9 protein-coding genes and 1 pseudogene are annotated in these 13,054 nt (G+C 68.9%); 2 read left to right on the forward strand and 8 right to left on the reverse strand.

Annotation, left to right across the window (positions count from 1 at the left end):
* The first annotated feature begins 254 nt into the window (after positions 1 to 254).
* Positions 255 to 1,226, forward strand: coding sequence for an arabinan endo-1,5-alpha-L-arabinosidase (locus tag ACPT94_RS03875; protein WP_360343387.1), 972 nt, complete (start codon positions 255 to 257; stop codon positions 1,224 to 1,226).
* On the forward strand, positions 1,208 to 2,638 hold the full coding sequence (locus tag ACPT94_RS03880; RefSeq protein ID WP_425245106.1) for a family 43 glycosylhydrolase: 1,431 nt from the start codon (positions 1,208 to 1,210) through the stop codon (positions 2,636 to 2,638). The genes ACPT94_RS03875 and ACPT94_RS03880 overlap by 19 nt, the downstream gene beginning before the upstream one ends.
* Positions 2,639 to 2,691: 53 nt before the next feature.
* On the opposite strand, the gene ACPT94_RS03885 is transcribed toward ACPT94_RS03880, so the two are convergent.
* The 8 genes and pseudogenes from ACPT94_RS03885 to ACPT94_RS03920 form a co-directional block, all read right to left on the reverse strand.
* Positions 2,692 to 4,404 (reverse strand): pyridoxal phosphate-dependent aminotransferase, encoded by a 1,713-nt coding sequence (locus ACPT94_RS03885; protein WP_360343294.1) that lies wholly within the window; start codon positions 4,402 to 4,404, stop codon positions 2,692 to 2,694.
* A 191-nt stretch (positions 4,405 to 4,595) separates the two neighbouring features.
* A pseudogene (locus tag ACPT94_RS03890) lies at positions 4,596 to 5,675 on the reverse strand (aldose epimerase family protein); the annotation flags it as partial.
* A 34-nt stretch (positions 5,676 to 5,709) separates the two neighbouring features.
* A complete protein-coding gene (gene mmsB / locus ACPT94_RS03895; protein ID WP_360343297.1) occupies positions 5,710 to 6,954 on the reverse strand; it encodes a multiple monosaccharide ABC transporter permease in 1,245 nt (414 codons plus the stop codon).
* Positions 6,951 to 8,501, reverse strand: coding sequence for a multiple monosaccharide ABC transporter ATP-binding protein (gene mmsA / locus ACPT94_RS03900; protein WP_360343300.1), 1,551 nt, complete (start codon positions 8,499 to 8,501; stop codon positions 6,951 to 6,953). Before mmsA ends, mmsB begins: the two co-directional genes overlap by 4 nt.
* Before the next feature lie 30 nt (positions 8,502 to 8,531).
* Complete coding sequence (gene chvE / locus ACPT94_RS03905) at positions 8,532 to 9,638, reverse strand: multiple monosaccharide ABC transporter substrate-binding protein (protein WP_360343303.1); 1,107 nt, start codon at positions 9,636 to 9,638, stop codon at positions 8,532 to 8,534.
* A 149-nt stretch (positions 9,639 to 9,787) separates the two neighbouring features.
* On the reverse strand, positions 9,788 to 10,759 hold the full coding sequence (locus tag ACPT94_RS03910) for a glycosyltransferase family protein (protein ID WP_425245107.1): 972 nt from the start codon (positions 10,757 to 10,759) through the stop codon (positions 9,788 to 9,790).
* 111 nt (positions 10,760 to 10,870) lie between these two features.
* Positions 10,871 to 11,875, reverse strand: a complete 1,005-nt coding sequence (locus ACPT94_RS03915; RefSeq protein ID WP_360343309.1) for a zinc-dependent alcohol dehydrogenase — start codon at positions 11,873 to 11,875, stop codon at positions 10,871 to 10,873.
* Positions 11,872 to 13,032: a mandelate racemase/muconate lactonizing enzyme family protein gene (locus ACPT94_RS03920; RefSeq protein ID WP_360343312.1), complete on the reverse strand. Its 1,161-nt coding sequence runs from the start codon at positions 13,030 to 13,032 to the stop codon at positions 11,872 to 11,874. Before ACPT94_RS03920 ends, ACPT94_RS03915 begins: the two co-directional genes overlap by 4 nt.
* Positions 13,033 to 13,054: the final 22 nt, after the last annotated feature.

Raw genomic sequence — 13,054 nt, forward strand, 5'->3', positions numbered from 1 at the left:
ACCCGGTGCCGGGGGCGGCCCCGCCCCCCCCCCCGGGGGGGCCCCCCCGCCCCCCCCCCCGGGGGCGGGGGCAATCGCCGTTTCTCGAAGAGTTTCGAGTGACTGCGCGGACCATTGACGCGCAAGGGGTTCGACTCTACGGTCCCGTCCGACGACGCGACTGCTGTTCGACATCGCGAACAGTCATCCCCCGCTGAAGGAGCGTCCGCATGAGCCGCACCCCCCACACCTCCCGCATCCCCCACACCTCCCGCATGCCTCGCACGTCCCGCAGGGCCACCCTTCTGGCCGTCCCTGCCGCCGTGTTGCTCGCCCTGACCCCCACCACCGCCTCCGCCTACCCCAACCCCGGCACGGTCACCGGATCCACCGTCGTCCACGACCCGACGATGATCCGCACCTCCGCCGGCCGCTACCTCCTCTACGCCACCGGCGGCGGCCTGTCCTACCGCACCTCCACCGACCGGATCGCGTTCAGCGCGGGCGGCGACGCCTTCTCGACGAGGCCGGGCTGGTGGTCGTCGTACGGGACGACCGAGGCGTGGGCGCCGGACATCTCCTACCAGGGCGGCAAGTACCTGATGTACTACGCCGTCTCGACCTTCGGCTCGAACAAGTCGGCCATCGGGCTGGCGACGTCCAGCACCGGTCTGCCGGGCTCCTGGAGCGATCAGGGCACCGTCCACACCTCCACCACCTCCAGCGACTACAACGCCATCGACCCCAACCTCTTCGTCGACGACGACGGCAAGTGGTGGCTGTCGTTCGGGAGTTGGTGGACGGGACTGAAGATGATCCAGGTCAACCCGTCCACCGGGAAGCAGCTGTCGACCAACACCACCCGGTACTCCCTGGCCTCCCGCCCCACCGGGACCAAGGCCGTCGAAGCCCCCTTCGTCGTCAAGCGGGGCGGCTACTACTACCTCTTCGCCTCCTACGACACCTGCTGCGCCGGCACCAGCTCCACCTACAAGGTCAAGGTCGGCCGCGCCACCAGCGTGACGGGGCCGTACTACGACAGGAACGGCGTCGCCCTGATGAACAACGGCGGGACGCCGGTGCTGGAGTCGCACGGGCGGTACATCGGCCCCGGCGGGCAGTCGATCATGAAGGACGCCGACGGGGACCTGATCGTCTACCACTACTACGACGGCAACGACAACGGCACGCCGAAACTCGGCATCAACCTCTTGAACTGGAGCAGCGGATGGCCCGTCGCCTACTGACCCTGCTGGCCGCACTACTGCTCGCCCTGTCCCTGGGACAGTCCTCGGCGAGCGCGGCCTCCTTCTCCAACCCGGTCAAGGCGCAGAAGGGCGCCGATCCCTGGATCTCCTACTTCAACGGCAACTACTACCTGGTGACGACGAGCTGGACCGACGTCATCACCATCCGCAAGTCGGCGACCCTGGCCGGCCTCGCCACCGCGCCGAACGTCCAGGTGTGGAAGGGCGACGCCGCCTCCCGCTGCTGCAACATCTGGGCACCGGAGCTGCACTTCCTCAACGGGCGTTGGTACCTGTACTACGTCGCCGGACAGAACGTCTCCGACTACAACCCGACCCAGCGGACGCATGTGCTGGAGAGCGCGGGCGCCGACCCGCTCGGCCCGTACACCTACAAGAACCAGCTCAACTCGGCCTGGATGCTGGACCCGACCGTCGCCACCATCAACGGGCAGCTCTACCTCTTCGGCAGTGCGAGCGGCGGCACCCAGAACCTCGTCGCGGCCCGCATGTCCAACCCCTACACCCTGGCCACCGGCTTCTCCACCGTCTCGACACCCACCTACGACTGGGAGCGCAACGGCACGGTCAACGAGGGGCCGGAGATCCTCCAGCGCAACGGGCAGACCTTCCTCGTCTACTCCGCGAGCGGCTGCTGGACCCCCGACTACAAGCTCGGCCAGCTCACCCTCACGGGCAGCGACCCGCTCTCCGCGTCGTCCTGGACGAAGAAGTCCACGCCGGTCTTCCAGCGCAACGACGCCAACGGCGTCTACGGCCCCGGCCACAACGGCTTCTTCACGTCCCCCGACGGCACGGAGAACTGGATCGTCTACCACGCCAACGACGCCGCGTCGGACGGCTGCGACAACGGGCGTACGACGCGGGCCCAGAAGTTCACCTGGAACTCCGACGGCACCCCGAACTTCGGCACCCCGGTCCGCCTCGGCGCGAGTCTTGCGGGACCGTCCGGTGAGCCGTCCACCGTCTCCACCACCTACACCCTCACCAACCGCAACAGCGGCAAGTGCCTGGACGTGGCCGGGAGTTCCTCGGCCGACGGCGCCAACGTCCTGCAGTACACCTGCAACGGCGGCGCCAACCAGCGCTGGCGCATCGAGGACCAGGGCGACGACACCAGCCGCCTCGTGAACGTGGCCACCGGCAAGGTCCTCGACACCGCCGACTGCTCCGCCGCCGACGGCGCCGACCTGCGCCAGTGGAGCTGGCTGAACAACACCTGCCAGCGCTTCCGCTTCATCGCCACCGACAACGACTACGTCCGCATCGTCAACCAGGCCACCGGCAAGGTCGCCGACGTGGCGAACTGCTCGACAGCGGACGGGGCGGACGTACGCCAGTGGACCTGGCTGAACAACGCCTGCCAGCAGTGGAGGCTGAACCCGGTCTAGGACGAGGCCCGTTCGGAGCCGACATCGGGTTCTGGGGGCGGCAGCCCCAGGGCTCAGCCGGTCTGCCCCATCCCCGCCGCGTTCGGCCAGCTCTGGGCGTTGGGCCACCCGGTGGCCGCCGCGGGCGAGAGGCCGTTGGTGCCGCGGACCTGCGCGGCGGTGAGACCGCCTCTGGCCGGGACGCCGGGCGGGGTGGGGGAGGCGGGCACCTGGGCGGCGGGGGCCATGGCGGGGACGGGGGCCTGGGGCATCGCGGGGGTCATGGCCGCCGCCGGCGCCATCGGCGCCATCTGGGGCGTCGGCGCCGGCACGGGCGCCATCGCGGCCGCCGCCGCGGGGGCCGGTACGGGGGCCGGTGCCGGGACGGGCGCGGGTGCGGGCGCGGGGACCGACTGGGGGAAGATCTGGGCCGCCGCCGGCAGCGGCATCCCCGCGCCGTTGGACGCGTTCGACTGGGCCGCCGCCGGCATCTGCATGCCGACGGCGGCGGCCGGGGCGGCTGCTGCCGGACCCGGCATTCCGGCACCGACGGCCTGAGCGGCAAGGCCCTGCATGCCGGCGCCGTTGGTGGCACCCACCAGCCGATCCACTGCCGCCGTACCCGAGCTGTAGCTGGTCCCGGCGCTCAGCTCGGGCACGGCGGCTCCCCTCCTGGTCCCGTAGAGCACCTGTTCCAGGCCGGACACCAGGCGACGCACGTCCACCTGGGGGCGCACCACGAGCCGCAGGAAGCGGCTGGAGGAGCCGATCTTGTTGCCGCACTCGCGGACCAGGATGCGATGCTCGGTGAGCAGGCGGTCCCGGACCACGGTGCCCTCGGCGCCCACGGGGAGACGCACGAAGAGGAAGTTCCCCTGTGACGGATAAACAGTCAGACCGGGCAGCGCGGAGAGCTGGCTCGCCATGTCGAGACGGTCCCGCCGCACCTGCAGCAGGCTCTGCGCGTACTCGGGGCCGTGCTCCTTGAGCATGAACACCACGTACTCGGCGAAGGCGTTGAGGTTCCACTTCGGCAGCATCGAGCGGACCTTGCCGGCGAGGGAGGGGTTGGCGACCATGTAGCCGAACCGGATGCCGTGCAGACCGAAGTTCTTGCCGAGGCTGCGCAGGACGATGACGTTCGGCCGGATCATCGCTTCCTGGACCACGCTCGGCTCGGCCTCGGCGTCCGCGAACTCCAGGAACGACTCGTCGATGACGATCAGGTCCAGGTCGGCCATCGCGTCCATGAACTGCACGAGCGCGTGCTTGTGCAGGAAGCCGCCGTCGGGGTTGTTCGGGTTGCAGATGACGGCCACACGGGTGCCGCGCGTGCGGATGAACTCGGCGTACTGCGCGAGGTCCAGGGCGAATCCGCTGGACTCCTGGAGCGGGAACATGTCGACCCGCTTGCCGGTCTCCATCGGCTGGTCGGTCCAGCGTCCGAAGGTGGGGACGGGGACGGCGAGGGACTCACGGACCAGCAGGTGGTCGATCCAGGTGATGAGTTCGGTCGAGCCGTTGCCCATCGCCACGGCCTGCGGGGGGAGCTGGAGCAGGTTGCACAGTTCGGCCGTGATCGTGTCGGCGCTGCTCGGGTAGTACGTGATGATGTCCCGCAGCTTCGCGGACATCGTCTCGAGCATGGCCGGGGTGGGGAAGTACGGATTGCAGGGGATGCAGAAGTCCACCGGACCGACCCCGTCGCCGCCCTCACGCGTCAGCGCCGCCATCGACGGGCTGTGCGCCGCGGTGCTGCGGAACAGCGAGGTGACGTTGTCGGCCATGGAACCTCCGTATGGGGCGGGCCCGGTGGGGACGACCGGGCCCGTCGTCATGTGGGTGGCCCGCGCGGGGGAGCGCGGGCCACCCGTACATACGGAGGCTGGGGCGGCGCTGTTCAACCGCTGAGGAATCGGTGAGAACTTGTACGCCCCCTGTGAGCGTGTGTCAGCGGGCGGCGGTCAGCGGCCGGCGGTCAGTGCTCGAACGAGTGCACCGTCGTCGTCCGGTACACCTGCCCCGGCCGCAGCACCGTCGACGGGAACGACGGCTTGTTCGGCGAGTCCGGGAAGTGCTGTGTCTCCAGGCACAGGCCGTCGCCCTGGCGGTAGACGGTCCCGCCCGTACCGACGAGCGTGGCGTCGAGGAAGTTCCCGGAGTAGAACTGCATGCCGGGCTCGGTGGTGGAGACCGTCATCGCGCGGCCCGAGGACGGGTCGCGCAGGGTCGCGACGGCCACCGGCTCGGCGGTGACGCCCTTGTCGAGGACCCAGTTGTGGTCGAAGCCCTTGGCGTACAGCAGCTGCTGGTGGGCGACGCGGATGTCCTCGCCGACGGTCTTGGTCCGGCGGAAGTCGAAGGGGGTGCCGACGACCTCGGCCAGTTCACCGGTGGGGATCAGTCCCGAGTCGACGGGTGTGAAGTGGGAGGCGTCGATCCTCAGCTCGTGGTCGTGGATCGTGCCGCCGCTCTCGCCGGCGAGGTTCCAGTACACGTGGCTGGTGAGGTTGACGACGGTGACCTTGTCGGTGGTCGCCTCGTAGTCGATGCGCCAGTCGCCGTGCTCGGTGAGGGTGTAGGTGACCTTCACCTTCAGCGTGCCCGGGTAGCCCATCTCCCCGTCGGCGCTCGTGCGGTACAGGTACAGGCCGACGTCGGAGCCCGCGGTGAACGGCTGCACGTCCCAGACCCGGCTGTCGAAGCCCTCGGCGCCGCCGTGCAGGCTGTTCACGCCGTCGTTGACGCCGACCTGGCAGGCCTCGCCGTCGAGGGTGAACCGCCCGTCGCCGATGCGGTTGCCGTAGCGGCCGATCAGCGCGCCGAAGTACGGGCTGCCGGCGACGTAGTCCTCGATGGTGTCGAAGCCGAGGGAGACGTTCGCGTGGCGGCCGTGCCGGTCGGGGATCTCCAGCGACTGGACGATGCCGCCGTAGGAGAGGACCTTCAGGCGGGTCCCGCCGTTCTCCAGGGACCAGCTGTGGATCTCGGTGCCGTCGGCGAGCTTGCCGAAGAGGTTCTTCACCGGTGTCCTGCCTCCCGGGGCAAGGATGGGGCCCCGCCGGTTTCTCCGGCGGGGCCCGTCTGCTGACTTACGAACCGGACTTGCGCTTGTTCCAGACGTCGAACCCGACCGCGGCCAGCAGGGCCAGGCCCTTGATGACCTGCTGCCAGTCGGTGCCGACGCTGAGCAGGTTCATGCCGTTGTTCAGCACACCGAGGACGAGACCACCGATGATCGCGCCGAGGACGGTGCCCACACCGCCGCTCATGGACGCGCCGCCGATGAACGACGAGGCGATCGCCTCGAGTTCGAAGCTGAGGCCCGCCTTCGGCGAGGCCGCGTTCAGACGCGCGGCGACCACCAGACCCGCCAGGGCCGCGAGCACGCCCATGTTCAGGAAGACGAGGAAGGTGACCTTCTTGTCCTTGACGCCCGACAGCTTCGCCGCCGGGAGGTTGCCGCCGATCGCGTAGATGTGCCGGCCGAAGACGGCGTTGCGCATGACGTAGCCGTAGCCGACCACCAGCACACCCAGGACCAGCAGGATGATCGGCGCGCCCTTGTAGCTGGCGAGCAGCAACGTGACGGCGAGAACCGCGGCGGAGATGGCGACGAGCTTCAGCAGGAAGAGGTTCGTGGGCGCCACGTCCAGGGAGAACTCCTGCTGACGCTTGCGGTCGCGGACCTCCTGGAGAATCACGAACGCCAGCAGGACGAAGCCCAGCAGCAGCGTGAGGTTGTGGTAGTTGGTGTCCGGGCCGACCTCCGGCAGGAAGCCGTTGCCCATCTTCTGCAGACCGTCCGGGAACGGGCCGAGCGTCTGGCCCTTCAGGAACATCTCCGTTAGACCACGGAAGATCAGCATGCCCGCGAGGGTGACGATGAAGGAGGGTATGCCGAGATAGGCGATCAGGAAGCCCTGTGCCGCGCCGGCGACCGCGCCGATCGCCAGGCACAGCGCCAGCGCGAGCGGCCACGCCACACCGTGCTGCACGGTCAGTACGGCCGCGAAGGCGCCGGTGAACGCCGTCACCGAACCGACCGACAGGTCGATGTGACCCGCGATGATCACCAGCATCATGCCGATCGCGAGGATCAGGATGTAGCTGTTCTGCAGGACCAGGTTGGAGACGTTGCGCGGCAGCAGCAGGTCGCCGCTGGTCCACACCTGGAAGAGGATCACGAGCAGGCCGAGCGCGATCAGCATGCCGTACTGGCGCATGTTGCTGCGCAGGCCGTTCAGCACCAGCTGCAGCAGCCCGCCGCCGGAGGCTGAGCCTCCGCTCTTCTCCGGCGGCGCGGCCGCCGGGCTCTTGGTCACGTCCGTGCTCATCGCGTTACCTCTTTGTCCTTCGTCATCTGGCGCATCAGCACTTCCTGCGTGGCCTCGGCCCGCGGGAACTCGCCCGTGAGCCGCCCGGCGGCCATGGTGTAGATGCGGTCGCACATGCCGAGCAGTTCGGGCAGCTCGGAGGAGATGAAGACGACCGCCTTGCCCTGGGCGGCCAGCTGGTCGATCACCGTGTAGATCTCGAACTTGGCGCCGACGTCGATACCGCGCGTCGGCTCGTCCAGGATCAGCACGTCGGGACCGGCGAAGATCCACTTGCTGAGGACGACCTTCTGCTGGTTGCCGCCGGACAGCTTGCCCACCGGCTCGAAGACGGTCGGCGCCTTGATGTTCATGGACTTGCGGTAGCCCTCGGCGACCTGCCGCTCCTCCTGCTCGTCGACCACGCCCCGCTTGGCGACCTTGTTCAGGGCGGTCAGCGAGATGTTGCGGTTGATCGTGTCGATGAGGTTCAGGCCGTAGTGCTTGCGGTCCTCGGTGACGTACGCGATCCCGTGGCCGATCGCCTCGGCGACCGTCTTCGTGCGGATCTCCTTGCCGTCCTTGAGGACCGTTCCGCCCGCGTGCCGGCCGTAGGTGCGCCCGAAGACGCTCATGGCGAGCTCGGTGCGGCCGGCGCCCATGAGGCCGGCGATGCCGACGATCTCCCCGCGGCGCACCTGGATCGACACGTCGTCGACCACCTTGCGCTGCTGGTCGATCGGGTGGTGCACGGTCCAGTCGCGGATCTCCAGGGCCGGGGCCGCGTCCTTCTCCGCCTTGTGCGGGGTGCGCTCGGGGAAGCGGTGGTCGAGGTCGCGGCCGACCATGCCGCTGATGATCCGGTCCTCGGTCGTCTCCGGCGACTTCACATCGAGCGTCTCGATGGTGTGCCCGTCGCGGATGATCGTCACCGAGTCCGCGACCTTGCGGATCTCGTTGAGCTTGTGGGAGATGATGATCGAGGTGATGCCCTGCTTCTTCAACTCCAGGATGAGATCCAGGAGTTTGCCGCTGTCCTCGTCGTTCAGGGCCGCGGTGGGCTCGTCCAGGATGAGGAGCTTGACCTTCTTCGAGAGGGCCTTGGCGATCTCCACGAGCTGCTGCTTGCCCACGCCGATGTCGGCGACGCGGGTCTCCGGGTGGTCGCTGAGACCGACCCGGCGCAGCAGCTCCGTGGCGTGCCGCAGAGTCTCCCGCCAGTCGATGAACCCGCCCTTGGCGTGCTCGTTGCCGAGGAAGATGTTCTCCGCCAGGGAGAGGTACGGCGACAGCGCCAGCTCCTGGTGGATGATCACGATGCCGTGCTGTTCGCTCGCCCGGATGTCCTTGAACTGGACGACCTCCCCCTCGAAGAGGATGTCGCCGTCGTAGGTTCCGTGCGGATGGACGCCGGAGAGCACCTTCATCAAGGTGGACTTCCCGGCGCCGTTCTCACCGCAGATGGCGTGGACCTCGCCCTGACGGACGGTCAGTGTGACGTCCGACAGCGCTTTGACGCCGGGAAAGGTCTTGACGATCGAGCGCATTTCCAGGACGGGTCCCGCCATGGTCGTGCCTTCCAATCCTTAAGGGTCGACTTACTTGAGCTGGTCCGCCGTGTAGTAGCCGCCCTGGACGAGCTCCTTCTCGTAGTTGGTCTTGTCGACGCCGACCGGCTGCAGCAGGTAGGCGGGGACGACCTTGGTGCCGTTGTCGTACGACTTGGTGTCGTTGATCTCGGGCTTCTTGCCGTTGAGGGCGGCGTCGACCATGTCCGTGGCGACCTGGGCGAGCTTGCGCAGGTCCTTGTAGACGGTCATCGACTGCTGGCCCGCGATGATCGACTTCACCGAGGCGAGCTCGGCGTCCTGGCCGGTGATGACCGGCAGCGGCTTGGCCGCGGTGCCGTAGCCGTCCGACTTCAGGGCGGCGATGATGCCGATGGAGATGCCGTCGTAGGGCGAGAGCACCGCGTCGACCCGGCCCTTGGTGTACGCCGAGGTGAGGTTGTCCTCCATGCGCTTCTGGGCGGTGGCGCCGTCCCAGCGCAGGGTGGTGACCTGGGTGAGCTTGGTCTGGCCGGACTTGACCACCAGCTTCTTGCTGTCGATGTACGGCTGGAGCACGCTCATCGCACCGTTGAAGAAGTACTTGGTGTTGTTGTCGTCGTTGGAGCCGGCGAAGAGCTCGATGTTGAACGGACCCTTGCCGCTCGCCAGACCCAGCTTGTCGACGATGTACTGGCCCTGGAGCTTGCCGACCTTCTCGTTGTCGAAGGACGCGTAGTAGTCGACGTTCTTCGTGCCGAGGATCAGACGGTCGTAGGAGATGACCGGGATCTTGGCGTCGGCGGCCTGCTGGAGGACGTTGTTCAGGGACTTGTTGTCGATGGCGGCGACGATCAGCGCCTTGACGCCCTGGGTGATCAGGTTCTCGATCTGGGAGACCTGCTGGTCGGGGTCGTCCTCGCCGAAGACCAGCTTGGTCTTGTAGCCCTTGGCCTTCAGGTCCTTCTCGACGTTGGCGCCGTCGGTGATCCAGCGCTCGGAGGACTTGGTCGGCATCGAGATGCCGATGGTGCCGCCCTTGGCGTCGCCGGCCTTCTCCTCGCTGCCGCCCTCGCCGGACTGCCCGCAGGCGGACAGGGTGAGGGCGAGGGAGGCGGCTCCGGCTATGGCGGCGAGGGCGGCTCTGCGGTTACGCATGATCATCATCCTTGATGTGTGTGCAGGGGATCGGTCTCGCGGTGCCGAGGGCGCTCCCGGCGCGCTGACGCCGGGAAGACCGAGAAGAAGAAGATGTGTGGGATTCTGGGTGCCTGTGGTGGCTTCTGTGAAGCGAGGTTTCCGGAACGTTATGACTGGGCGTCGAACCTGTTCAGTTCGCCGGGCAGACGCGAGCCGAGAGGTGCCATGTCTGCGTCAGCTCCGTGCCGCGCGAGCAGGTCGAGGGCGAGCCGTCCGCGCCGCACCCGCTCCTTGGCGGTGGACAGCGTCAGATCCCGCATGTGGTGGCCGTAGGGGTAGATGCCGGGCGCCTTGGACAGGCCGAACTTCAGGTACAGCGGCGCGCCCCGTCGGATCAGCTCGGCGACCTCGTACATCCGGATGTACCCGCCGAGATCGTCGGGAGCCTCGATGTACATGTCCATGGGAGCGCCGGACACCCGGCGGATCTCGGTGAGGTGATCCAGCGTCAGGTCGCTGGGCACGTTGATCGAGTCGCCGCCGAGCCGCTCGTACACCGCGTACGAGGCCGGGTTGACGGGGCCGATCAGCGCGGACACCTTCAGCGTGGTGTCGGCCGGGATGATGCCGGCCACCCGCGCCCGGTGCAGCGTCCACAGCACGCCCTCGTCGGCGACGAGCAGGCACTTCACGCCCAGCTCCGTGGCGCGGACGGCGTCCTCCACGCACCCGGCCACCGCGTCGTGGCCGCGGGCTCTCAGACCGGCGCCACGCGAGTCGGTACGGGTCGAGCCGCCGATGTCCCACGTACCGCGCGGACCGGTGAACAGGCACAGCTCGATGTCACGCTCGGCGGTGGCCTCGACCATCTCGGTGATCTCGGCGTCGGTCAGCATCCACACACCGCTGCCCTGGCTGATCCGGTGGATCGGCACATCGAGCCGCGAGGCTTCCTTCAGGACGACGGCCAGCGCTTCGGGACCCTCGCACGAGGGGATCTCGGTGCGCCAGCGGCCGCCGCCCGGGAAGGTGTGGGCGGAGGCGTCGGCGGGGTCGAGGGCGGGCGCGCCCAGGCCGAGCGAGGTGAGCGCCTGCTCACCGGGTCGACGGGCGGCCGTGGCGGGAGCGTCGGTCGTCACAAGCTGTCCTTCGTGTTCGAAATGTCGGACGGGATTCGGGCATCAAGACATGGGGGGCTTGGGTGTACGCCGGTACGGGGGCTGTCAGGGTGCCCCCGTACCGGCGTACGTCTAGGGGCGGAGCAGCACCTTGCCCACCTTCGGATCGCCGGATCCCACCAGCTCGATCGCGGCGGAGAACTCGGCGAGCGGCAGCTCGTGGGTCACCAGCGGCAGCGGATCGAGCAACCCGGCCCCGAACACCCGCACCGTGTGCGACCAGGCGTCCGGCGGCGCCCCGAAGACGGTGTGCACCTCCAGCTGCCGCACCACCAGGTCCGTCGGGTCGAGCCCGTCGGCGCCCGGCGCCGGGATGCCCGTCAGCACCAGCCGCCCGCCACGCCTGAGCAGGGAGGCGGCGGTCTGCGCGGCGGACGCCGAACCGGCGGTCTCGATCACGACGTCGAAGTCGTCGGGCAGTTCCTGGCCCCGGGTGCGGAAGTCGGTGGCCCCGAACTGCCGCGAGAGCGCCTCCCGGTCGTTGCGCGTGCCCACGACCAGCAGCTCGCTCGGCGAGCCCGCCTTCAGGAACTGGACGGCGAACATGCCCAGCGTCCCGGTCCCGACGACCGCGACCCGCTCGCCCGGCAGGGCGTTGGCCTTGATCGCGGCGGCCGCGATGCAGGCGGCCGGCTCCAGCAGGGCCGCCGCCGTGAGGTCGGCGTCCTCCGGCAGCACGTGCAGCAGCCGGGCCGGCAGGGTCAGGGTCGCGGCCATCGCACCCGGCTGGGTGAACCCGGTCTCCTCGTACCCGTCCGTGCACAGCGTCGTCTCACCGGCGTGGCAGCGGTCGCACACCTGGCAGTTGCGGAAGCCCTCACCGACGACCTTGCGGCCCACGAGGGACTCCGGCACCCCGGCGCCCACCGCCTCGACCGTCCCCGACCACTCGTGGCCGGGGGTGAGGGGGTAGCGGACGTACCCCTCGGGCCGGTTGCCCTGGTACACCTCGCGGTCGCTGCCGCAGATGCCCACGGCGTGCACGCGGACGAGTGCCTCGCCGGGCCCCGGCTCACGAGGCGTGTGCTCGGTGAGCCGGTGCTCGCCGGGCGCCTCGATCACGACGGCGGTGCTCACTTCTGCGTGCCCTTCGGCTTGCGCTGCTCCCAGCCCTCGGCCCACAGGTCGAAGCGGGCCTGCTGCTGCGGGAACTCGGCGGCCGCGTCGACGTCCAGCTCGACGCCCAGACCGGGCGCGTCGGACAGGTGGAAGTACCCGTCGACGACCTCCGGCGCACCCTTGACGACCTTCTTGATCTCCGCGTCCGCGAAGTCGTTGAAGTGCTCCAGGATCTTGAAGTTGGGGGAGGTGAAGCCGACCTGGAGGGAGGCGGCGGTGAGCACGGACCCGCCCACGTTGTGCGGGGCGACGAGCATGTAGTGGGTCTCGGCGGTCGCGGCGAGCTTCCGGGTCTCCCAGATGCCACCGATGTGGCCGACGTCCGGCTGGATGATGTCGACGGCCTGGCTCTCGAAGAGCTCACGGAACTCGATGCGGTCGTGGATGCGCTCGCCGGTGGCGACGGGGATGTCGACCTTGGCGGCGACCTTCTCCAGCGCCTTCAGGTTCTCCGGCGGGCAGGGCTCCTCCAGCCAGGCGGGCTTGAAGGGCGCCAGCTCCTTGGCGAGGCGGACGGCCGTCGAGGGCGAGAACCGGCCGTGCATCTCCAGCATCAGCTCGGCGTCCGGCCCGATGGCGTCGCGCACGGCCTCGATGAGGGAGACGGCGTACAGGGTCTGCTCGTGGTCCAGCTCGAAGTGCCCGGTGCCGAAGGGGTCGATCTTGAGCGCCTTGTACCCGCGCTCCATGACCCCCTGGGCGGCCTTGTGGTACGCCTCCGGGGTCCGCTCGGTGGTGTACCAGCCGTTGGCGTAGGCCTTGACCTTGTCGGTCACCTTCCCGCCGAGCAGCTGCCACACCGGGACCCCGAGGGCCTTGCCCTTGATGTCCCAGCAGGCCATCTCGACGACGGCGATGCCGGACATCACGATCTCGCCGGCGCGACCGTAGTCGCCGTACTTCATGCGGCGCGTGAGGTCCTCGACAGCGAACGGGTCGGAGCCGAGAATGTGGTTCTGCTCGGCCTCCCTCAGGTAGCCGATCAGCGCGTCGGTGTGGCCCAGCATGCGGGTCTCGCCGACACCCGTGATGCCCTCGTCGGTGTGCACGAGGACGTAGGTCAGGTTCCGCCACGGCGTCCCGACCACATGCGTGCTGATTCCGGTGATGCGCACGGAAGTTACCTTTCGGCTGTTC

The organism is Streptomyces aurantiaciflavus (genome assembly GCF_049808595.1).
Lineage (GTDB): Bacteria > Actinomycetota > Actinomycetes > Streptomycetales > Streptomycetaceae > Streptomyces.

What these genes read in the sequence shown, in the direction of transcription:
- ACPT94_RS03875 (WP_360343387.1), top strand. Translation starts at nt 255, where the DNA reads ATGCCTCGCACGTCCCGCAGGGCCACCCTTCTGGCCGTCCCTGCCGCC.
- ACPT94_RS03880 (WP_425245106.1), top strand. Translation starts at nt 1,208, where the DNA reads ATGGCCCGTCGCCTACTGACCCTGCTGGCCGCACTACTGCTCGCCCTG.
- ACPT94_RS03885 (WP_360343294.1), bottom strand. Translation starts at nt 4,404, where the DNA reads ATGGCCGACAACGTCACCTCGCTGTTCCGCAGCACCGCGGCGCACAGC.
- mmsB (WP_360343297.1), bottom strand. Translation starts at nt 6,954, where the DNA reads ATGAGCACGGACGTGACCAAGAGCCCGGCGGCCGCGCCGCCGGAGAAG.
- mmsA (WP_360343300.1), bottom strand. Translation starts at nt 8,501, where the DNA reads ATGGCGGGACCCGTCCTGGAAATGCGCTCGATCGTCAAGACCTTTCCC.
- chvE (WP_360343303.1), bottom strand. Translation starts at nt 9,638, where the DNA reads ATGCGTAACCGCAGAGCCGCCCTCGCCGCCATAGCCGGAGCCGCCTCC.